This is a genomic window from Flavobacterium sp. U410, assembly GCF_053570605.1.
Map to the genome: position 1 here is coordinate 24,597 of NZ_JBSEFI010000021.1, position 19,920 is coordinate 44,516.

Annotated in this window: 22 protein-coding genes and 1 pseudogene; 16 read left to right on the forward strand and 7 right to left on the reverse strand. The window is 35.4% G+C overall.

The window, feature by feature from the left end:
• The first annotated feature begins 113 nt into the window (after positions 1-113).
• On the forward strand, positions 114-896 hold the full coding sequence (gene lnu(H) / locus ACUSJC_RS13450) for a lincosamide nucleotidyltransferase Lnu(H) (RefSeq protein WP_449270084.1): 783 nt from the start codon (positions 114-116) through the stop codon (positions 894-896).
• Between the two features lie 259 nt (positions 897-1,155).
• Positions 1,156-2,556 (forward strand): kelch repeat-containing protein, encoded by a 1,401-nt coding sequence (locus ACUSJC_RS13455; RefSeq protein ID WP_449270085.1) that lies wholly within the window; start codon positions 1,156-1,158, stop codon positions 2,554-2,556.
• 5 nt (positions 2,557-2,561) lie between these two features.
• On the opposite strand, the gene ACUSJC_RS13460 is transcribed toward ACUSJC_RS13455, so the two are convergent.
• The 3 genes from ACUSJC_RS13460 to ACUSJC_RS13470 are packed head-to-tail and all read right to left on the reverse strand — an operon-like array spanning position 2,562 to position 4,036.
• Positions 2,562-2,792 (reverse strand): hypothetical protein, encoded by a 231-nt coding sequence (locus tag ACUSJC_RS13460; RefSeq protein WP_449270086.1) that lies wholly within the window; start codon positions 2,790-2,792, stop codon positions 2,562-2,564.
• Between the two features lie 10 nt (positions 2,793-2,802).
• On the reverse strand, positions 2,803-3,228 hold the full coding sequence (locus tag ACUSJC_RS13465; protein ID WP_449270087.1) for a hypothetical protein: 426 nt from the start codon (positions 3,226-3,228) through the stop codon (positions 2,803-2,805).
• A gap of 7 nt (positions 3,229-3,235) precedes the next feature.
• Positions 3,236-4,036: a LamG domain-containing protein gene (locus ACUSJC_RS13470; RefSeq protein WP_449270088.1), complete on the reverse strand. Its 801-nt coding sequence runs from the start codon at positions 4,034-4,036 to the stop codon at positions 3,236-3,238.
• A 450-nt stretch (positions 4,037-4,486) separates the two neighbouring features.
• On the opposite strand from ACUSJC_RS13470, the gene ACUSJC_RS13475 reads away from it, so the two are divergent.
• From ACUSJC_RS13475 to ACUSJC_RS13500, 6 genes are all read left to right on the forward strand, one after another.
• On the forward strand, positions 4,487-5,224 hold the full coding sequence (locus ACUSJC_RS13475; protein WP_449270089.1) for a DUF6597 domain-containing transcriptional factor: 738 nt from the start codon (positions 4,487-4,489) through the stop codon (positions 5,222-5,224).
• A 35-nt stretch (positions 5,225-5,259) separates the two neighbouring features.
• Entirely contained in the window at positions 5,260-5,682 is a 423-nt protein-coding gene (locus tag ACUSJC_RS13480; protein ID WP_213188546.1) for a VOC family protein, read from the forward strand.
• 2 nt (positions 5,683-5,684) lie between these two features.
• Positions 5,685-6,038, forward strand: coding sequence for an MmcQ/YjbR family DNA-binding protein (locus ACUSJC_RS13485; RefSeq protein ID WP_165135984.1), 354 nt, complete (start codon positions 5,685-5,687; stop codon positions 6,036-6,038).
• A gap of 225 nt (positions 6,039-6,263) precedes the next feature.
• Positions 6,264-6,896, forward strand: a complete 633-nt coding sequence (locus ACUSJC_RS13490; protein ID WP_449270090.1) for a hypothetical protein — start codon at positions 6,264-6,266, stop codon at positions 6,894-6,896.
• Between the two features lie 219 nt (positions 6,897-7,115).
• Positions 7,116-7,532: a VOC family protein gene (locus ACUSJC_RS13495; RefSeq protein WP_273074671.1), complete on the forward strand. Its 417-nt coding sequence runs from the start codon at positions 7,116-7,118 to the stop codon at positions 7,530-7,532.
• 300 nt (positions 7,533-7,832) lie between these two features.
• Complete coding sequence (locus tag ACUSJC_RS13500; protein WP_449270091.1) at positions 7,833-9,359, forward strand: T9SS type A sorting domain-containing protein; 1,527 nt, start codon at positions 7,833-7,835, stop codon at positions 9,357-9,359.
• A gap of 229 nt (positions 9,360-9,588) precedes the next feature.
• On the opposite strand, the gene ACUSJC_RS13505 is transcribed toward ACUSJC_RS13500, so the two are convergent.
• Positions 9,589-9,819 (reverse strand): hypothetical protein, encoded by a 231-nt coding sequence (locus ACUSJC_RS13505; RefSeq protein ID WP_449270092.1) that lies wholly within the window; start codon positions 9,817-9,819, stop codon positions 9,589-9,591.
• A 431-nt stretch (positions 9,820-10,250) separates the two neighbouring features.
• Between ACUSJC_RS13505 and ACUSJC_RS13510 the strand changes: the two genes are divergently transcribed.
• The 7 genes from ACUSJC_RS13510 to ACUSJC_RS13540 are packed head-to-tail and all read left to right on the forward strand — an operon-like array spanning position 10,251 to position 17,052.
• Positions 10,251-11,000: a (Fe-S)-binding protein gene (locus ACUSJC_RS13510; RefSeq protein WP_076782926.1), complete on the forward strand. Its 750-nt coding sequence runs from the start codon at positions 10,251-10,253 to the stop codon at positions 10,998-11,000.
• 12 nt (positions 11,001-11,012) lie between these two features.
• Entirely contained in the window at positions 11,013-12,398 is a 1,386-nt protein-coding gene (locus ACUSJC_RS13515; protein ID WP_449270093.1) for a lactate utilization protein B, read from the forward strand.
• Positions 12,391-12,984, forward strand: coding sequence for a LutC/YkgG family protein (locus ACUSJC_RS13520; protein WP_449270094.1), 594 nt, complete (start codon positions 12,391-12,393; stop codon positions 12,982-12,984). Before ACUSJC_RS13515 ends, ACUSJC_RS13520 begins: the two co-directional genes overlap by 8 nt.
• 1 nt (position 12,985) lies before the next feature.
• The gene (locus tag ACUSJC_RS13525; protein WP_449270095.1) at positions 12,986-14,005 is read left to right on the forward strand and encodes a sulfatase-like hydrolase/transferase; all 1,020 of its coding nucleotides are present in this window, start codon (positions 12,986-12,988) and stop codon (positions 14,003-14,005) included.
• A gap of 5 nt (positions 14,006-14,010) precedes the next feature.
• Positions 14,011-14,490: a heme-binding domain-containing protein gene (locus ACUSJC_RS13530; RefSeq protein WP_449270096.1), complete on the forward strand. Its 480-nt coding sequence runs from the start codon at positions 14,011-14,013 to the stop codon at positions 14,488-14,490.
• 20 nt (positions 14,491-14,510) lie between these two features.
• On the forward strand, positions 14,511-15,248 hold the full coding sequence (locus ACUSJC_RS13535) for a phosphatase PAP2 family protein (RefSeq protein ID WP_449270097.1): 738 nt from the start codon (positions 14,511-14,513) through the stop codon (positions 15,246-15,248).
• A 10-nt stretch (positions 15,249-15,258) separates the two neighbouring features.
• Entirely contained in the window at positions 15,259-17,052 is a 1,794-nt protein-coding gene (locus tag ACUSJC_RS13540; RefSeq protein ID WP_449270098.1) for a heavy metal translocating P-type ATPase, read from the forward strand.
• A 21-nt stretch (positions 17,053-17,073) separates the two neighbouring features.
• Here the strand turns inward: ACUSJC_RS13540 and ACUSJC_RS13545 are convergent.
• From ACUSJC_RS13545 to ACUSJC_RS13555, 3 genes and pseudogenes are all read right to left on the reverse strand, one after another.
• Positions 17,074-17,313: pseudogene (locus tag ACUSJC_RS13545) on the reverse strand (hypothetical protein); the annotation flags it as partial.
• A gap of 1 nt (position 17,314) precedes the next feature.
• Positions 17,315-17,773 (reverse strand): hypothetical protein, encoded by a 459-nt coding sequence (locus ACUSJC_RS13550; RefSeq protein ID WP_449270099.1) that lies wholly within the window; start codon positions 17,771-17,773, stop codon positions 17,315-17,317.
• On the reverse strand, positions 17,770-18,342 hold the full coding sequence (locus ACUSJC_RS13555; RefSeq protein ID WP_449270100.1) for a transposase: 573 nt from the start codon (positions 18,340-18,342) through the stop codon (positions 17,770-17,772). The genes ACUSJC_RS13550 and ACUSJC_RS13555 overlap by 4 nt, the downstream gene beginning before the upstream one ends.
• A gap of 645 nt (positions 18,343-18,987) precedes the next feature.
• On the opposite strand from ACUSJC_RS13555, the gene ACUSJC_RS13560 reads away from it, so the two are divergent.
• Positions 18,988-19,866, forward strand: coding sequence for an AraC family transcriptional regulator (locus ACUSJC_RS13560; protein ID WP_449270101.1), 879 nt, complete (start codon positions 18,988-18,990; stop codon positions 19,864-19,866).
• Positions 19,867-19,920 lie beyond the last annotated feature (54 nt).

A 19,920-nucleotide genomic window follows, 5' to 3' on the forward strand; every position in this document is an offset into this window, starting at 1 on the left:
ATATAATCCGATGAAGCTATAAGTAACTGTTCAAAATAAAAAAAGTGAAACTTTTTTATTGCTTTCAAAAAGCAGTGAGAATTTCTATTATCAACTTTTAAAAATTAGAAGAAATGACGCAGTTACAAATGATTAACAAAACAAAATCTATAGCTCAACAAGACGAAAATGTTTCCGCTGTTTTTATGTATGGTTCATTTACTAAAAGCGAAGGAGATAAATATTCTGATATCGAATTTTACATCTTTTTAAAAAATAAAGAAAATTTCTCGTCGGAAAAATGGGTAAATCAAATTCATCCTGTGGCATTATATTTTACAAATGAATATGGAAGCGAAGTTGCTATTTTTGAGAATATGGTCAGAGGCGAATTTCATTTTTTAAAAACGGAGGAAATTGAAATTATCAAATCTTGGGACGGAATTGTTGCATTTAGCGATTTTGACCAAATGAACCTAATCGACAAAGACGGACATTTAACGAAAACACTAAATCAAATCAAAACGAAATCGCCCGAAAGAATAACAAATGAAAACATCTTGTGGTTAAGTCAATCATTACTGAATGTTATACTGACAACAAGCAACTTAATTAAGCGAGAAGAATTTGCTCATGCTCATCATAGTTTATCAAATGTTCATAAATATTTGCTTTGGCTTATTAGAGCAAGAACAAACAAAACCCAACATTGGGAAAGTCCAACTAAAAGTCTTGAAAAGGATATTGATACGACTTGGTATTTTGCGTATAAAACAGTAACATCAGATTTAAATCCTAAAAATATAATTTTAGCTTTTGAAAACTCATTAAATTTATCGGAAAAACTATTTGACGAACTAAATATTGAACCAAAAATGAAAGAAATCCTACATGAAATAAGAAAAAACTACCGCTAACATCGGTTTGGCGAAATGGCGGGTTATGGGAAATATAGAAAGTTCGTACATTTTTTGTCGCAACAGCTTTTTATATTTCATTTTTTGTTAATTTAGTAAATAATAAAAAGCTGTTGCTCAAGTTAGTGAAAGATTGAAAGTTTTGGCTTTCTAATCCGCCACTATCGCCAAGCCGCGGCCCGTTGGCAGCAACCTTGACTCAACAGAACGTTTAAAAAACTTTAGTTTTGTGCTATTGAAAATATTGGGAACCTATTTTATGAAACTAAAAACTCTATATTTAATTCTATCATTCTTTATTGCAGTAAATTCAATTCAAGCACAAAGCAACTCGCTTCAACTTGATAATACTGAAACTCAAATCGGAATAGACTACAAAAATGAAGAATATTTAGTTTTCAATAATTTTACAAACTATTTCAAAAAAAAGTTCAATTCCACTGTTTGGGAAAAAGTTAGTTTCAAAAACAATCAAATGCTTGCTTTAGACAAATTTGATTATGACTTCTTTCATATAAGAGGAAAAAATTACTTGGTTTATAATGGTTGCGGAGAAGTTTATGAACTAATAAATGATTCTATCATTCGAATTGATAAATCCTTTCAACACAAAAACCAATTTAACTCCAATCATTTTGTATATAATAATGAAATATACTTTTGGGGTGGTTATGGCTTATTTACTCACAAAAACATACTTACAAAGTTTGATTTCAAAACAAAAGAATGGGAACTTGTTAAATACAACGATTACTCAAAAATTCCTGAGCCACGACAAGGCTCAATGTCATTTCTAAAAAATGATTTCCTGTATATCGTTTCAGGCTATAGTGATGATAATGAAACAAAACAAACAACAGGAAACTCAAAGCAGTTAAATGATATTTGGAAACTCAATTTAAAAACCAGAGAATGGGATTTTATCGGTACTATAAACAATCAAAAAGAACTATTATACAACTTCAACGGATTGGCTACTTTTCAAACTGAAAACCAATTATTTTACGATAACAACAGACTGTTTGAATTCGATTTTGAGAGTAATTCATTAAAATTTACAGAGCCAAAAGACAAATATTATTTTTCTAAAAAAGAAAAATACAATTCCAAAACAAAGGAAATAATCTATCTTTTAACCAGTTCGCAGAATCCATCTGTAATTGTTACAATTGAACCTTTTTCTTCCTATACAAGTTCATTTATTGAAGAAACTTCCCTAGTAGCAAATAAATGGATTTATTATACAATTGGGGTTTCAGTTTTAATCTTAATCGGTTCATTCCTTTTTTACATTACTAAACGTAAAAAAGCGTCAAAAGAAGAACTAAATGCAATCATTTGTAAAAACAATGCTTTTTACCACAAACAAAAAGTCGTAAACAACTTAACAAATGAAGAAAAAGATTTACTCTTATTTTTCTTCGAAAACTACAACAATCCTTTGCAAATGAATGAAGTTGTAGACTTCTTCTCTAAAAACGACGGGACAAACTACAACACACTTACCAAGAAAAAAGACTCAGTTCTTAATAATCTAAAACAAAAGCTAGCTTTTGTTTTAGATATTAATGAGAATGATTTATTTATCTATCAAAAAAATAATGAGGACAAGCGCATTAAAGAAATACAACTTAATCCTCAGTATTTTGTCGAAAATTAATATCCCTATTCAACTTTTACTTTACATACTCCACTTGCATAAGAAAATATTTTTACACCGGAATTGTATTGAATTAATTCTTCTTCTGTCAGCCATATCATTCCAGCATTTTCACAGTCTTTAATTCCGCAAATCGAAGATGTTTTGTCATAATTCAAAGGCTTAACATCTTTAACATACACTTTTTTTCTCCCTTTGGGATTAGAGTGTTTTTCTTTACATCTACATAGTGCCATAATAATTCTTTTAAAAAGATGTCCAATTTTTACCTTCTTTATTATACGGGCTTTCAACATTATTTTTCCCGTCATTAAAACCTGCTCTAACACATGCATTATCTGAATCATAAGGAGGGTTAACGCCTATACCATCTGAATAAGCCTGAATAGATTCAGATAATGATAAATTATTACTCATTATAGAAAATGTTGCCATCTCTTGTCCAAATTCATAAGCCCTAACATTACCAATACAATCTTCTGATGATGCGCTATTTTTACTAATATTTCCCAAAACTAACAACCCAAAAAAAACAGAAACTAAAACCTTAGTAGTTTTAGACCATAAGTCATATTTCCACATCAAGTAAAGTCCAACAGGAAAAAAGAAAATTAAAAATAAAATAACGATTACTGGTTTTTGATACCATTTTTGAGTAGTTTGATTTTCCATAAAAAAATTAGTTAGGATAATTTCTTAATTGTTGTATTTCCGCATCAGTTAATGCTCTATTCCAAACCCCTACATTATCAATTTTTCCATCGGTATGATACCAATATCCGTTGGCTTGGTTTGATTCCCCAATTGAGATTCCAGAATTTCCTGAAGTATTCATAGCACCAGAGTAATTTTGTGTAGCCTTAAGAACTCCGTTAACATATAGTTTGATTTGACTGCCATTATAAGACATCACTATATGATGCCACTGATTAAGTGACAAGGCATTATTTGATACTGCGCTAGAACCTCCAGTTCCATCACTACCAACAATAAAACCTGTCACAGATGTTTCGTCAAATGTAATTCCCCATGCTTGTCCGTTTGGAGTAGAATAGCCGTTTTGAAAACGATTAATAATTGTTGAAGTTGCATCACTTGGATTACCATTCCAAAAATATGAACGTGGATTAAGCCAAACAGAAACTGTTATGTTACTAACATTCATTAAAGAAGAATAAGGAACAAAAACTTCATCATTTTGTAAACCAAAACTAGCGGTGGCGACATCAAAATCGTAAGCTCTACCAACTCCACTATTTCTATCAGTAGTAAGTGTTGCACCAACAACATTTGCATTAAGATTATTTCCACTTAAATCGTTTGCATTACCATTAAAAGGATACCATGCAACCAATCCATTTGTTGGTATAGATGGTTCGCTTGGAGTTGAATTAGAATCATCATCAGAGTTGCAACTAGTTGCCACTACAAAAGTTGAAACAGCCAAAACAAGATTCTTAAAAATGTTACTTTTCTTCATTATCATTTTATTTAAAGTTAGATAGCTCAAACTTAGTAATCAGTCATTTTTTATAAGAAAAATATATAAGAAACAATACTTTCACATATTTTTCAACCATATTTAAAACACTTTAAACTATACTAACTAATTAATTTAAAAGCTCTTATATTTAATTCAAATAATTTCAAAGAATGCAGTAAAATTCATTGTATAAAAAGTTCCTATTGTTGTTTTTACACCAATAATTAACAAACTAAATACTGTGTGTATAATTTTACTTACTGCGGAAAAATAAAAGGCAGCTGCCAACATCGGCTATAAATCATGGCTAGGTTTGCGCATATTTTCCAAATTTTCTCCGAAAATCTGAAATTAAATTCTATATTTGGAATCGCTCGGTGTGCGGTTTTCCGCCACAATTTTATAGCCGAGGACCGTTATATGCCATTTTAGAGCAACGTTACGTCAATGAAATACAGAGAAATAGCACCGAAGGGATTTTTGACGAACTTCATTCAAAGTTTTTGGGAATATGAAACTTTTGAAACTGATTTTGAGCATACCATTATTCCAGACGGATATTTTGACTTGATTGCCCAATTTGAAAACAACAAATTGACCCTTGTAAAACTCACAGGGGTTTGGACTAATCCTATTAACGTAAATATTCCAAAATCAACAAAAATATTTGCTGTTCGTTTCAAGCTTTTGGCAACTGAATATTTATTTCAGCAGGAAATAAAATCTATTCTGAACAAAACCAAAAATTTACCACAAACATTTTGGAATCTAAACATCTATACAACTGATGAATTTGAAAAATTTGTTTTTGATATTTTTAATCGGTTAGAAAATTCAATCAAACATTTAAAAGAAATCGACAACAGAAAACTCAAACTTTTTGAACTGATTTACAGCAAACAAAACTTATCCGTTGAGCAGCTTTCGGAGAATGTATTTTGGAGCAGTCGCCAAATAAACCGTTATTTCAACCAACAATTTGGATTTTCTTTGAAGTCGTTTTTAAATATTGTTCGTTGCAATTCTTCCTACAAGGATATTTCTAAAGGCAATCTTTTCCCAAGCGAAAATTATTTTGACCAAGCACATTTCATCAAAGAAATCAAAAGATATACAGGAACAACGCCAAGCAAATTATTCAAAAACGAAAACGTCCGATTTTTACAATTAGCAACCAAAGAGTAAGAGTAATTTTGCATCATAAACCAAAAAGATTTATAATGAAGATTACGAAACTCACCCCAAATTTTGAAGTAACAGATGTGAAAAAATCAGTCGCTTATTATACAGAAAACTTCGGTTTTAAATTGATAATGACTGTTCCAGCGACACAAGACGCAATAGAACAAGGCTTTGCTGAAAATAAAGAGTATGTCTATGCAATGATGCAAAAAGACAATGTGGAGATTTTTTTTCAACGCACCGACACATTCAAGGAAGATGTTGTTTTTGCACAAGGTTTGCCAATCGGAGCATCCGTTTCATTTTATATGGACATTGAAGGAATTAAGGAATTTCATCAAGAAATGAAATCGAAAAATCTGAAAGTAACCGAGCTGAAAACAACTTGGTACGGAATGCAGGAATTTTATTTAAAAGACCTTAATGGATATATTCTTGGATTTGCCGAAAAAGCCGAATAAAAATGAACATCGAAGAATTAAGAGCATTTTGTTTGTCGTTGAAAGGTGCGGAAGAATCCTTGCCTTTTGACGACAAAACACTTGTGTTTTCCGTGAAAGGGAAAATGTTTTGTGCAACCGACATCACAACTTTTAAACTTGTAAACGTAAAATGTGACCCAGAAAAAGCGGTTGAATTACGAGAACAATTTGAGGAAGTAAATCCCGGTTATTATATGAACAAAAAACATTGGAACAGCATAAGCACAAACGGAAAAATCACAACAGAACAGTTTAAAAAGTGGATTATCGATTCTTATAATTTAATTGTTGCTGGATTACCAAAAAAAGTCCAAAAAGAGTTGAACGAAGAATAAAAACGGCATATAACATCGGTTTTGCGTAATGGCGGGTTAAGTACAAACATCAACTTTTGTACTTCTATCCCGCCAATGCTTTTTGCATTGGCTTTTTTGGTAATTTAGCCAACACTAAAAAAGCATTGGCTACGGTAGTGCTAAACTGAACATTTGTGCTTCTATTTCCGCCACTACGCAAAGCCGCAAAACGTTGTGCATCATTTTATGAAAAACTTAGAGTCAATGGAAAAAAACTTTGAAGGAAGATTAAAAACACTTAATGATAAAATCGACAATTCTTTAGGTGTTATTACAGGAAATTATACAAATTTCACAGAAAAATTTACAGCGAAAAATTATTTAAGATTAAAATCAACTCTAAGTGATATCAACAATGTTTTGACATTAAAACTAACTTTTGCCTTTATTGATTTTTTAGGAGAAAAGTTTAATTTCTCACAGGAAACCGTAAAAGATTTAAAATATAAAGTTGATAAAGTTGGACCGAATACAAAAGGTTTTGATATAGAATTTAACGAACCAATTAAAATTCTTGCCGAAATAAAATGTATTGATTCAGAAATTGGAAAATTTAGTGCAATTCAGAAAAAAAATCTTTTTATTGATGCTTATAAACTAAAATATAAAGAAAGTCTAATTGATAAAAGTGATTTTTATAAATTTCTAGTTGTTTTAGATTGTGGAAATGGAACTGATAAATCAATAGAAAGTTTTTTAAATTACAAATCGGTGAAATTAAATGATGAAAGAAATCGTAGAATGAAAGTTTTAAGTGATATTGTTTTCTTAAATAACAAATTTGATTTTAAAGATTTAAACAAGGATAAAATTTATATTATTAAACAGAAATTATAAAAACGAATGCACAACATTGGTTAGCTGTTATTGTGGCTTCTCGCCTACTTCCGAATTTTCTCCGAAAATCCGAAAGTATTCGTATATTTGGTTTGGCTAGTAACAAAACACCACAACATCAGCTAGCCAAGAACCGTTAGCGGTCATTGTAGAAAAACGCACCCCTAAAAATGACTGAATAAAAAAGATAAGTAAATTCTAAACCTAAAAATGTAAAAAATGAACGACATACTTAATACATACAAACCTGACAACTTTCATACAGTTACTCCATATCTTTTTGTTGACAAACCACAACTCTTAATTGACTTTCTGAAAAATGCCTTTTTTGCGAAAGAAATTAACCGTTCTGTAAACCCAACCAATGGAGATATAGCAAACTGTATTCTGCAAATAGGCGACACTTGCTTTATGATTAGTCAAGCCAGAGAACAATTTGAAGGAATGAGAACAGCACTTTATCTTTTCGTTGACGATGTAGAAGCTGTTCATCAAAGAGCCGTTGACAATGGAGCGAAAATTGAATTTGAACCAGCAGATATGCCATACGAAGACAGACAATCGGGTATAATTGACCCTTGTGGAAATTATTGGTGGATTTCAAAACGACAAGTAAAAAAGGGTTATCACGAATAAAAAAATACACGAAAACAACAACGAACCGCTAACATGGTATTTATAAAAGGCGGGCTGAACGTCATAATTTCAGCGACATTAATTCTATTAAGCGGTAGTGCAAAGCTTAACTTTTGTACATCTAATCCCGCCCTTCATAAATACCAAAACCGTTAGCAGAAATTTTATATAAACAATTCGCTAAAAGGAAGATACAATCGCAAAATATAATACTCTCCTAAAAAAACACAGTAAATTAAAGATTTAATAATATAAGCTAAGAGTAATAATGTATAACTTCGTAACCTTAATTCATCACTAATGAAAGTAACTTTACATTTCTTTTTCATTCTGCTTTTTAGTGCAAACATTGTTGCACAAACTACCCCTGTCATTCAATGGCAAAAAACCTTTGGAGGAACAAGTATAGATATTGCCAAATCTATTCAAAAAACCACAGATGATGGATATATCATAGCAGGATATACAAATTCAAATGATGGGAATGTATCCGGAAACCATGGAAATTATGATTTCTGGATATTAAAACTTGATGCTTCCAGTAGCTTCCAATGGCAGAAAACTCTTGGTGGAACTGCAGATGACAGAGCAGAATCCATTCAACAAACTTCGGATGGCGGCTATATTGTGGTTGGATATACCTATTCAAATGATGGTGATGTATCAGGACATCATTTGGACAGAGATTTCTGGGTGGTAAAACTTGACGAATCCGGTAACATCCAGTGGCAAAAAGCCCTTGGCGGAACTGGTTATGAGCATGCCTATTCCGTCCAACAAACTTCTGATAGTGGATATATTGTGGCAGGGATGACCTATTCAAATGACGGGGACGTATCTGGAAATCATGGTGAAGTTGATTTTTGGGTAGTTAAACTCAACACTTCCGGAAGCATCCAATGGCAAAAGACACTCGGAGGAACCGGATCTGAGACTGCTTTTTCCATTCAACAAACGGCAGACGGAGGGTATATTATCGGGGGAAACAGTACATTTAATGACGGAGAGGTATCCGGAAATTACGGATTTATTGATATATGGGTGGTAAAGCTTGATGCTTCCGGAAACATTCAATGGCAAAAGAACCTTGGCGGAACTGATTATGAAGAAGGTTTATCCATACAACAAACGACAGAAGGAGGATATATTGTTGCAGGATACACTAATTCTAATAACGGAGATGTATCCGGAAACCATGGTAGCAATGATGCTTGGATAGTGAAACTTGATACTTTTGGAAATATCCAATGGCAAAAAACTCTGGGTGGAGTTTATTCTGATACTATTTATTCTATTGAACAAACTTTAGATGGTGGGTATATTATGGCGGGAACTACTACATCTAATGATGGAGATGTATCCGGAAACCATGGTGCCAATGATATTTGGGTTGTTAAACTTGATACTTTCGGCACACTCCAATGGCAAAAAACTTTGGGAGGGACAAATTCCGAAGAAGCTTATTCCATCAAACAAACTGCAGACAACGAATATATTGTAGCAGGATATACCTATTCCAATAACGGAGACGTAACCGGAAACCATGGACTTCAAGATTACTGGGTGATAAAGCTTACTCCTGAAAATCTATCTGTTGGAGAATTCGGAGGAAATAAATTAAGCATATATCCCAATCCAGTAAAGAATATATTACATTTTTCTGAAGAATTGAGAAACATAGAAATCTATACAGCAGACGGCAAAAATTCATTAAAAGTAACTAATGCGAAAAGTATAAATACAGAAAAATTATCGGTGGGTATGTACTTTATTCGTGCGGAAACAATGTTAGGAAAAAAAGTAAGTGTAAAATTTGTGAAAGAATAAAATACGATACGTATAGTTGAAAAAAAACTTCTGCTAACATCGCATTGGCAAAATGGCGGGTTAAGTGCTAAATTGAACTTTTGTACATTTTTTCCCGCCGAATGTGTTCCACATTCGCTTTTTTGTTGTAAGTTAGCGATGTGGAAACACATCGGCTACGTTCTCGCTAAATTGAACTTTTCGTCCAATTTATCCGCCACTTCGCCAATGCGTTTCCCGTTATAAACAATTATCCAAACTCAATTACACCATCAGGATATTTATTAAAAAACTCCTTTAATTTTTCTTCGGTGTATTCAAAAATTTGACAATTGTTTTCTTTTATATAAATCATCGTTTCTTCAAATGACCTAAGTATTTTATTTTCATCATAAGACGTTCTAAATAAATCGTGAAATTCGCAGTCTAATTGTTTTTTTAAATATTCTTCATTTCTATAAAACCAAGTGTGACATCCCATAATATAACTGTTTATAACAGTGGTTTTGCTCAATGGCTGTTTTGGCAAAATTTATACACTGTTTTGTGTTTGTAAAATTTGTTTTTAATTCAATAATTTAGGCTTGCTTTTCAGCCACTAAGCAAAGCCACGGGACGTTGTACGCAATCTCGCTTAAAAATCGTGAAAAATGAAATATGAGAAATTATTACAAACCAAACCAAAGAATGAAATTACATATTCAGATTTATTAGAATTAGAAGAATGGAAAATAAAAAGAGATGAAATTCTGAAAAAAGACTTTTGATTTCAAAAGTCTTTTTTATTGTCTTAATGCCAGGCAAATTATTTTTACTCAATATAAATAACCTCTCGTATATGCTTTTTTCATCCTAAGCCTAATCAGGAAAAGAAGAAATATTGCTAATTTAGAGTTTCTATAAAATTTTGTAATGAAAGTAGCACTCTTTATCCCCTGTTATATAGATCTGATTTACCCCAAAGTCGGTATTGCCACACTTGAGCTTTTGGAGCGATTGGGCGTAGAGGTCACAGTACCTTTGCAGCAGACTTGTTGTGGACAGCCTATGGCCAATGAGGGCGATCAGAAACATTCTATAAGGACAGAAACTCAGTTTTGTGAAAATTTTAAGGATTTGAATTTTGATTATATCGTTGGGCCGGCAGGGAGTTGTGTCAAGCACGTCAAGCTCCATATGGATGCAATTCCTCAAACCGAAACTGTTACAGAAATCCGTCACAAAACCATAGAATTAGTAGAGTTTTTACACGATGTTCTCAAGATAGAAGAATTCCCTTGGGCAGATTTCCAGCATACGGTGGCTATCCATAATTCCTGCAGTTCTATCCGCGGCTTACACATTGCATCCCGTTTTGAGTGGCAGGAACCTTACTTTAATAAAACCGAAGATCTGTTAAAGAAGGTGTCAGGAGTTAAAGTAGAAACGATTGACAGGCCACAAGAATGCTGTGGCTTTGGTGGGACGTTTTGTGTAACCGATGAAGCGGTGAGTGCCAAGATGGGGCAGGACAAAGTTGCTGATTACACAAGGCATAAAGTAGAATATGTAGTTTCGCCGGATATGTCTTGCCTGATGCATCAGGAAGGCATTGCCAAAAGAGAAAAATCAGACCTCAAATTTGTACATATTGCTCAGGTTTTGAATAACGGACCATTCTAAAAATCACAAACAATGGGAAAAGTAAACGTAGAAGATAATGCGAGAAAATTCATCAAACAGGATGATATTCACGAGGCGCAACACGATAAAAATCTTTATAATACTATCATTAAACGTAGTAAAGTATCCTCTGAGATTCCGGAATGGGAAGAGCTTAGAAATCTGGCTTCGCAAATCAAAGAACATACACTGACGCATTTGGATCACTACATTGACCAGTTTGCAACAAAAGCCGAGGAAAACGGTATTACAGTTCATTTTGCAAAAGATGCCGATGAACATAATGCTATTGTTTTTAATATTTTGAATTCTCACGGCGCAAAGCGCATCATCAAAAGCAAATCGATGCTGCAGGAAGAATGCGGGATGACACCTTTCCTTGAAGAAAGAGGAATTGATGTCCTGGAGACCGATCTGGGTGAGCGAATCCAGCAACTATCAGACGAGCGCCCAAGTCATATTGTAATGCCTGCTATCCAAAAAACGACGGAAGATATTGCCAAACTATTTGCAGATAAAATTGGTACGGATCCTAACGATGATGATCCGCATTCTCTCGCAGAAGCGATGAGGAACAACGCCCGACCCAAATTTTTGTTGGCAGATGCAGGGATGACAGGCGCCAATTTTGCCGTTGCCGAAACCGGTACTTTTGTAGTTTGTACTAATGAAGGTAATGCCGATCTTACCGCAAGCATTCCGCCGCTTCATATTGCCAGTATTGGTATAGAAAAGATCCTGCCGAAGGTAGAAGATCTGGGTGTTTTTATCAGACTACTTTCCCGCAGTGCTTTAGGGACGCCGGCGACACAATATACGTCTCATTTTTCAGGCCCAAGAGAAGGATCTGAGATGCACATCGTACTCACAGATAATGGCAGGAGCAAACGATTGTCTATGGACAAGTTCTGGCATTCTCTCAAATGTATCCGTTGTGGTGCCTGTATGAATACCTGCCCGGTGTACAGAAGGAGTGGCGGATTGTCTTATGGTGCTACTTATTCCGGCCCAATTGGGATTATTCTGGATCCTACTTTTGATGAAGATACTTATTCAGAATTACCTTTCCATTCATCGCTTTGCGGCTCGTGTACAGAGATCTGCCCCGTTCATATTAATATTTCGGACCAGATTATCGAGTGGAGAAAAGTGATGATGGAGAAAAAGAAAACACCTTTTGGCAGAAGGCTGGCATTTGCTGCTGCCGACAGATTACTGGGCAGTGCAACTGCTTTTAAAATGATGGAAAAGACCACTTACAATATGCTGAATATTCTCCCAAAATCTTTATTGGAAAACAGCACTTTGGATCCTTGGGTAGAAGATCGTGAATTGCCTGACGTGAAAAAAGAAACCTTCAGAGACTGGTACAAAAAAAACCGAAAAAACAATGACTAAAGAAGAATTACTGAGTTCGGTAAGAAGCAATCTTGCTAACCGCGAAAAAGTGGATTATCCAATCATTCCGGATTATAAAAAACCAGGGACAGATCTTAAAGCGCTTTTTGAGATTAACGCCAAAATTGCCGCTGTCGATTTTTATGATGTCGCATCGGTAGAAGAAGCGCAGGAGATTATGCGAAAAAAGCTTCCTGATATTAAGGTCACCTGCTCTGCAACGCCAGAGTGGTCAGGGAATAAAGATATACACGTGCAAAAGCCTGCGGATCTTAATGATGTGGATTTGGGTGTTTTCCGTGCAGAGTTTGGTGTGGCAGAGATGGGAATGGTCTGGGTCACCGAAAAATCTTTGGTTACCAATTCATTAGGCTATTTATCTCAACACCTCGCTGTTTTGCTGGATCCGGAAGATTTGACCGAAAATATGCATACCGCCTACAAAAGAGTAGATTTTCCACTTTCGCATTATGGCTGTTTTGTGATGGGGCCATCTGCAACTGCAGACATCAGCGCCGTTTTGGTACACGGTGCACAGGGCGCACGGACATTGACTTTGTTCTTTCTGAAAAAACCTGTGTCCTAAAATGACAATTAACGGAAAGCTTTACAGCAACATCCTTTTGGTTTTTGCCTTGGAGTCAGAAGCCGGAAAAGAATTTGAGAGTTTTAATAAATTGTTTGTTGGTGTAGGAAAAATTAAAGCGACTTATCATCTTATAAAAGCCATTCAAAAATCTAAGCCGGATCTTATAATCAATTTGGGGACTGCAGGAAGTACAGTTTTTGATAGAGGAAGTATTGTTAACTGTAACCATTTTATCCAGCGGGATATGGATGTAAGAGCATTGGGGTTTAAGAAATTTGAAACGCCGATTTCCGACAACGAAGTTACTTTTGAAAATGCGTGGGGTATCTGTGATGAAGATATTTATAACCAGTCTCTAAAATTTGCCGACAATGCGGCAGATAAGAAGTCGCCTTTCTTTCAGTTTGTGATGACAACATCCAACCACAAGCCATATACTTTCCCGGATGGCAAAATAGACATGAAACAAGGAAGCCGGGAAAGTGCAGTGAAATATACAGATTATGCTCTGGGCAAATTTCTTAAAGAGGCACGAAAAAGATCATGGTTTAAAAACTCAGTATTTGTTATTGTTGCGGATCATTGTGCCAGCAGTGCCGGAAAATGGGAAATTAATATTTCCAAACATCATATTCCTGCGATTATTTACAATATGAACCAGAGAGACAAAATAGACCGACTGACCTCTCAGATTGATGTGATGCCTACACTGTTCGGGTATTTTGGGTGGCAGTATCGGACAGCATTGTACGGAAAAGATATTAATAAGACAAAACCTGGGGATGAAAGAGCCTTTATTGGGAATTACAGGACACTGGGCATTCTGAAACAGAATATTTTTACACAGCTGAACGATCACAAGCAGGTTCATCAGTTTATTTGGCAAAAGGAGAATGATAATATGAAAGAAACAAAACCGGGTAAATATCCGGATCTCGTGAATGAAACAATTTCATACTATCAGTCTGCCAGCGAAAGATTCAAAAGCGGAAAAATGAAAGAACTAAATAATCAATAAAAAAAATGAAAACAAAACTTTTTAAAAAAATAACATCTGGATTGCTGATTTTGTTTATTGGCATTCAATTTTTTACGGTGAAGCTTAATACCTCAACAATATTGCCTGAAAGTTCTATTGAAAAACATTACCGCATTCCCGGCAACGTGCAGCAGATTTTAAAAACCAGTTGCTATGACTGCCATTCCAACAATACCGTTTATCCTTGGTACAGCAAGATCCAGCCGGTAAAATGGTGGTTGGCAAATCATATCAATGACGGGAAAAGACATTTGAATTTTGATGAATTTAGTACTTATCCGAAAGATAAAAAACTGCACAAATTAGATGAAGTTGCAAAAACTGTTAACACAGGTGAAATGCCATTGAGTAGTTATACTTTCATTCACACCAACGCGAAATTGTCCGCAGAGCAAAAGTCTATCATCCAAGTCTGGGTCAAATCGATGAAAGGTCAGATTAATAAAGAAATTTCGGCACGATGAAAAGAATCATTTTACTGACAATGCTTTGCTTTTTCCAATGGAGTGAAGCACAAAAATCTGTTTTTCAGGAGGATAAGAAGCCGGTTGCAGATTCTTTATCTGTCTATCAATTTGGATATAAAAAACTCATTATTCCTTCGGTTCTTATCGGTTACGGAATTCTAAGCTTAACTTCTGATGATTTGAAGCAATTAAATAAATCGACACAATATGAGATCAGTGAGCATAAACCCGACCATATAAAACTAGACAATTATACCCAGTTTGTGCCGGCTGTTTTAGTTTACGGGCTTAATTTTTCCGGAATCAAGGGGAAGCATAACCTGAAAGACCGGAGCATCATTCTGGGAACCTCGCTTCTGATCTCCAGTACGGTTGTACTCCCCATCAAACATCTGGTAAAAGAAGAACGTCCCAATGGTTCTAACAATCTTTCCTTTCCTTCCGGGCATACCGCTTTTGCTTTTGCAACTGCACAGTTTATGTTTCGGGAATATCAGGAAGATCATTTTTGGTTGAGCTTAGCAGGTTATCCTTTTGCATTGTTTACCGGCATTTACAGAACCTTGAATGACAAACACTGGGTAGGTGACGTGGTGGTAGGTGCCGGCATCGGTATTCTCTCTACCGAAGCCGCTTATTGGTTGTTTCCGAAGGTAAGCAAAATATTTTCAAAAAATGAATCTGGAAATACCGTTCTTGTTTATCCTTATTATCAAAGTAAAACACTGGGTGTAGGTCTTTCTTTAAACTTTTAAAAAAAAATCAATGAAAAGCATTAATAAATTTATTATCGTTCTCAGTATCGCATTGGTGGCTCTTTTTCTCGAATTTATCCTGAAAGAGCCTTATTATGCTAAAATTTTAATAACTGTTACCGGAATTATAATGTCAGTCATTCTTTTGAAAGGGATGATCGATGTTCTTCGCTCCGGGAATTTCGGAGTGGATATTTTGGCTATTTCTGCTATTGCCGCAACATTGGCTGTCGGAAATTACTGGGCAGCACTTATCATTCTCATTATGATTACCGGCGGTGATTCTCTGGAAGATTATGCCCAGAAAAAAGCCCGGAAAGATTTAAAATCACTGCTTGATAACACGCCGAGGATTGCCCATAAAAAAATAGGTAATGACCTTAACGACGTTCCTGTTGATGACATAAAAATCGGAGACATCATCATCGTAAAACCAAAAGAAACTGTTCCTGTTGATGGAATTCTTTTGAGTGATGAGGTGCTGCTGGACGAATCTTCACTCACGGGCGAATCCAAACCGGTCAACAAAACAAAAGGAAACAGCTTATGGTCAGGTTCGGTGAATGGTTCGGGAGCCATTACAATTCAGGTTTCCAAACTTGCCAAAGACAGCCAGTACCAACAACTCGTACAGTTGGTACATAATTCTGAAAAAGAGCCCGCACATTTTGTGAGAATGGCAGACCGCTATGCCCTTCCATTTACCATTGTAGCGTTTCTTATAGCCGGAATTTCCTATATGATTACCAAGGATCCCAATCGTATAGCCGAAGTTTTAGTGGTGGCTTCGCCCTGTCCGCTCATTCTCGCTGCACCTATCGCACTGATTTCAGGAATGAGCAGGTCCAGCAGGAATGGTGTTGTGATCAAGTCCGGAACAGTCATCGAAAAGTTGGACAAGATGAGAGCCATTGCGTTTGATAAAACAGGTACTTTAACCAAAGGAGATCTCGCCGTTGATGAAATAATACCTGAAAATCTTTATTCCAAAGAAGAACTGATAGATTTGGTAGCCAGCGTGGAACAGCAATCCTCTCACGTTCTGGCAGTGTCTGTAATGAAACATATTGGCTCCAAAAATATTCCTCTGGCAACAGATTTAAAAGAAGTTGAAGGAAAAGGCATTGAGGGAAAGGTAAACGACCAATGGGTAAAAGTAGGGAAACTGGATTTTGTTACAGATCAGCAGATTCAGCTAAAATCAGAACAGACCTCTTTGTTTGTTTCGGTTGAAGGCAGATATGCCGGAGAAATAACGTTTTCCGATGAAGTCCGTCCGGAAGCCCGGCAGACCATTGCTCAATTAATGAAAATGGGTATTCGTAAAATCATGATGATTACCGGTGATAAACAAAATATTTCTGAAACAATAGCTAAAGAAATAGGCATTCCGGAAGTGCATTTCGGATGTTTGCCGGAAGATAAACTGAAAATCCTAAAAAATGTAAGTGATGAATTTCGCCCGATTGTAATGGTAGGAGATGGCGTTAATGATGCGCCATCTTTAACTGTTGCTGATGTGGGAATTGCAATGGGAGCCAAAGGATCCAGCGCTGCCAGTGATTCTGCGGATGTGGTGATTTTGAAAGACAATCTGGAAAAAGTAAGTGACACTGTCATCATATCTAGGGAAACAATGAAGATTGCCCGCCAGTCCGTGTTTATTGGTATTGCAGTTTGCACCGTATTGATGCTTATTGCCGCTTTTGGCTTATTACCCGCTTTGCTAGGTGCAGGACTCCAGGAAGTGGTAGATGTGATTTCTATTACCTCAGCGTTGCGTGCTTTGAAGGACAGGACTTAGTTTTTGATAAATAGTCGTTCCTTAACAAAACCCACTATTTAATTTATATTTAAAAACAGGATTTGAAAACAGCATAATTTGTATCTTATAAAATAAGAAAATAATTTTCTGTTTCAGTAGTTCCATCATTTTCTTCATGTTCCAAGCGGTTGCAACTAGTAATGCATTGATTTGTGGTCCCGTTTCTCCCAGGAAGTAATTTTTTGCCAGCCTAAAATCGGTTTTTAAATGTCCGATGATAGGTTCTATTGCCGCTCTGGTTCTAAATTTTTTTCGCTTTGTCTGCTTTTGATAAGCAGTGTCTTTTTTTTCTTGGAGTGCTTGGGATGGAGATTTTCACGCCTTTTATTTCTGATTTTCCTCTGCCATCTCTATCGTAAAGGAGTTCTTTTGGGAGCTTTTGACCACCGGTTTCCATCTGTTCCAAAAGTGGTTCTATAGTGTGACCATCGTAAGGAGTTTGCAAAAATGCTTTAATCCCGAGAATGATTTTCTTGCCTTTGTTGGCGGTGGTTATCAAACCTACCTTATTCCCAAATTCATACTGGCTATGCGCTTTTCCTTTGGCAATACATCGGGTAAAAGGCTTGTGAATGCTGTAAATTTTATCGGCATCGTTTCTTTTTTGTGTGACAACCTTGGTGTACAATGTCATTAAATCTTTATAAAATTCTTGCTGTTCTGCATTAAAATTCCGTTGCAATTCACGAATCAGTCTCATGGCGATGGTTTTGAGCTGTCTTTGAGATTTCCTTGCCGCTTTTGCCCGCTTGGGATGTTTTCCGTTGTAGGTCGCACCATTTGTTTGCTGACTTTTGTGTAGCGTTGTCTTTGTTTTATGCCTTCATTTCCGGCTATTTTGTTGCAATAATCAATCACTTTTTTGCACAATTTTGCATCGGTAGGAAAAGAGGTATTATTCTCCTGAACGGTAGTATCGGACAAAACAAAATTTGAGGTGTTCGTCTTGGCATCGTGCATTCTTACGCTATAGGCAAAGATTTTTTCGATACCTTTTTCGCCAATTCTTTTTCGGAAATGAACAAAATTACTCGGGTCACAAGGAAATTCGTGTTCAAAGAAAACCCTGCCACAAAAATGCTGCATATCAGGATTCATGATCCAGGCTTTTTCCAACGTCTCATCGCCCAAATTATACAAATGTTTCAGTAGCAAACAACCCACCATAAACCGAATCGGATGGCTCGGATTGCCCACTTTGGAATACAAGGACGAAAATTCTTTCTCAAAATAATTCCAATCTATTTTTTGAAAGTAGAACAAGTTCATGCTCCTGGTCAATAAAATCCACCAACATTGGGCGGAATAATTCTGGCTTCTTTTCTGGATTTTTCCCCAACATATTTGCAAGGTTTTAAAGCTCTAAGATACAAATTCTTGCAATAAAAAACGAGCTATTTAAAACCCAAAATACTAATAATCAGTAAATTATAGGTAGTTTAAGGAGAGACTATATAAGGAACTTGTTGCCATGGGAATATGATGACGCGTTAACAACATTATGTACAGATTGTCATATTAAAGTTCATGAAACAGAAGGGGTTCCAATTTATTTTGACAAATGATTATTAGAGAAAATATTAACTGAAACTTGTGAAAGATGTGGCGGAACAGGGTTTCTTCCTGAATATAATTACTATCAAGGAGGTATTTGTTTTGCTTGTCAAGGTACTGGAATGAGGATACCTTGGAGTGATTAAAGAGACTGCGTACAACAAGGGTTTTATGCAAGTGGGGTTTTAGGATTTATCGGTAAAGGTCAGTGCTTGCACTTTCTTCTTCGAAGTGAGGTTTTTCCTTTCAATCTTTTCGGTATATTTGTAAACATCAGTAATAAAAATCCCCACCTGCATAAAGCCCTGGGACGTTAGCGGTCATTGTAAAGCGACACCCTACAAACTTTGAACAGACAAAATGCAAGAAACAAAAGGACTTTTAGACGACATAAAGCAGCACGACAAACTAACGCTTAGAGTCAGTTCAAATGCTGATGCCAACTTACCACAAGAAATAGTTGAAAAGTTACTCAAAACTCACAGAACGGGATTTTATTTTTTCCTCTTTATTGACAAAGGTTCTTCAACGCACAAGATTGACCTGCACGAACAAACTGTTTCAGATGGACAATTGCTTTTTGTTCTACCGAATCAAATACATACGCTTCCAAAAAGAAAAGACGGACTTGAATATTATAAATTGAGTTTCGACGAAAACTGTTTGTCATTACTTCCTCAGCAATTTTCATTTTTAATCAATCCGTTAAACATACAAATCATTTCTTTTGACAATGCTTCAAAGCAAAGAGTTAAATCACTTTTTGAAAACTTAAATCAATTATTGCATTCAAACAATGACCAAAAAAATGCAGCCGTAATTTTAGCACATCTCAATTCTGTTTTGACAGAATTTGACATTGCATATTTCAAAAGTGTAACAAAAGAAAATGCACAGTCCAAAAAAATTCAAAAATACATTGAGTTTAAAGTTGCTGTTGAAACGCATTTGACAGAGCAATATTCTGTAAACACCATTGCAGACAATCTTTCTGTTACTACAAATAATCTTTACAAAATTGTAAAAGAGTTTTCAGGAGTTTCACCAAAAGAATTTATTACCAACCGACTGATGTTGGAAGCACAACGCAAACTTCACTATTCCACTCTTTCAGTAAAGGAATTGGCTTACGAATTGGGCTTTAACGACCCCGATTATTTTTCACGGCTTTTCAAAAAGGCAACAGGTAAGAGTGTGAGTAATTATTTATCAGACATTCAAGATTTGTCAAGTATTTAGAGTGATTAGTCCTGCCAATCCAAAAATAGCATACCGACTTTTGCATTTCATAAA

What these genes read in the sequence shown, in the direction of transcription:
- ACUSJC_RS13470 (WP_449270088.1), bottom strand. Translation starts at nt 4,036, where the DNA reads ATGAAGAAAAGTAACATTTTTAAGAATCTTGTTTTGGCTGTTTCAACT.
- ACUSJC_RS13560 (WP_449270101.1), top strand. Translation starts at nt 18,988, where the DNA reads ATGCAAGAAACAAAAGGACTTTTAGACGACATAAAGCAGCACGACAAA.
- ACUSJC_RS13460 (WP_449270086.1), bottom strand. Translation starts at nt 2,792, where the DNA reads ATGGCACTATGTAGATGTAAAGAAAAACACTCTAATCCCAAAGGGAGA.
- ACUSJC_RS13555 (WP_449270100.1), bottom strand. Translation starts at nt 18,342, where the DNA reads ATGAACTTGTTCTACTTTCAAAAAATAGATTGGAATTATTTTGAGAAA.
- ACUSJC_RS13465 (WP_449270087.1), bottom strand. Translation starts at nt 3,228, where the DNA reads ATGGAAAATCAAACTACTCAAAAATGGTATCAAAAACCAGTAATCGTT.
- ACUSJC_RS13510 (WP_076782926.1), top strand. Translation starts at nt 10,251, where the DNA reads ATGAAAGTAGCACTCTTTATCCCCTGTTATATAGATCTGATTTACCCC.
- ACUSJC_RS13535 (WP_449270097.1), top strand. Translation starts at nt 14,511, where the DNA reads ATGCTTTGCTTTTTCCAATGGAGTGAAGCACAAAAATCTGTTTTTCAG.
- ACUSJC_RS13480 (WP_213188546.1), top strand. Translation starts at nt 5,260, where the DNA reads ATGAAGATTACGAAACTCACCCCAAATTTTGAAGTAACAGATGTGAAA.
- ACUSJC_RS13520 (WP_449270094.1), top strand. Translation starts at nt 12,391, where the DNA reads ATGACTAAAGAAGAATTACTGAGTTCGGTAAGAAGCAATCTTGCTAAC.
- ACUSJC_RS13505 (WP_449270092.1), bottom strand. Translation starts at nt 9,819, where the DNA reads ATGGGATGTCACACTTGGTTTTATAGAAATGAAGAATATTTAAAAAAA.
- ACUSJC_RS13515 (WP_449270093.1), top strand. Translation starts at nt 11,013, where the DNA reads ATGGGAAAAGTAAACGTAGAAGATAATGCGAGAAAATTCATCAAACAG.
- ACUSJC_RS13550 (WP_449270099.1), bottom strand. Translation starts at nt 17,773, where the DNA reads ATGAGACTGATTCGTGAATTGCAACGGAATTTTAATGCAGAACAGCAA.
- ACUSJC_RS13525 (WP_449270095.1), top strand. Translation starts at nt 12,986, where the DNA reads ATGACAATTAACGGAAAGCTTTACAGCAACATCCTTTTGGTTTTTGCC.
- ACUSJC_RS13495 (WP_273074671.1), top strand. Translation starts at nt 7,116, where the DNA reads ATGAACGACATACTTAATACATACAAACCTGACAACTTTCATACAGTT.
- ACUSJC_RS13500 (WP_449270091.1), top strand. Translation starts at nt 7,833, where the DNA reads ATGAAAGTAACTTTACATTTCTTTTTCATTCTGCTTTTTAGTGCAAAC.
- ACUSJC_RS13475 (WP_449270089.1), top strand. Translation starts at nt 4,487, where the DNA reads ATGAAATACAGAGAAATAGCACCGAAGGGATTTTTGACGAACTTCATT.
- ACUSJC_RS13455 (WP_449270085.1), top strand. Translation starts at nt 1,156, where the DNA reads ATGAAACTAAAAACTCTATATTTAATTCTATCATTCTTTATTGCAGTA.
- ACUSJC_RS13485 (WP_165135984.1), top strand. Translation starts at nt 5,685, where the DNA reads ATGAACATCGAAGAATTAAGAGCATTTTGTTTGTCGTTGAAAGGTGCG.
- ACUSJC_RS13540 (WP_449270098.1), top strand. Translation starts at nt 15,259, where the DNA reads ATGAAAAGCATTAATAAATTTATTATCGTTCTCAGTATCGCATTGGTG.
- ACUSJC_RS13490 (WP_449270090.1), top strand. Translation starts at nt 6,264, where the DNA reads ATGGAAAAAAACTTTGAAGGAAGATTAAAAACACTTAATGATAAAATC.
- ACUSJC_RS13530 (WP_449270096.1), top strand. Translation starts at nt 14,011, where the DNA reads ATGAAAACAAAACTTTTTAAAAAAATAACATCTGGATTGCTGATTTTG.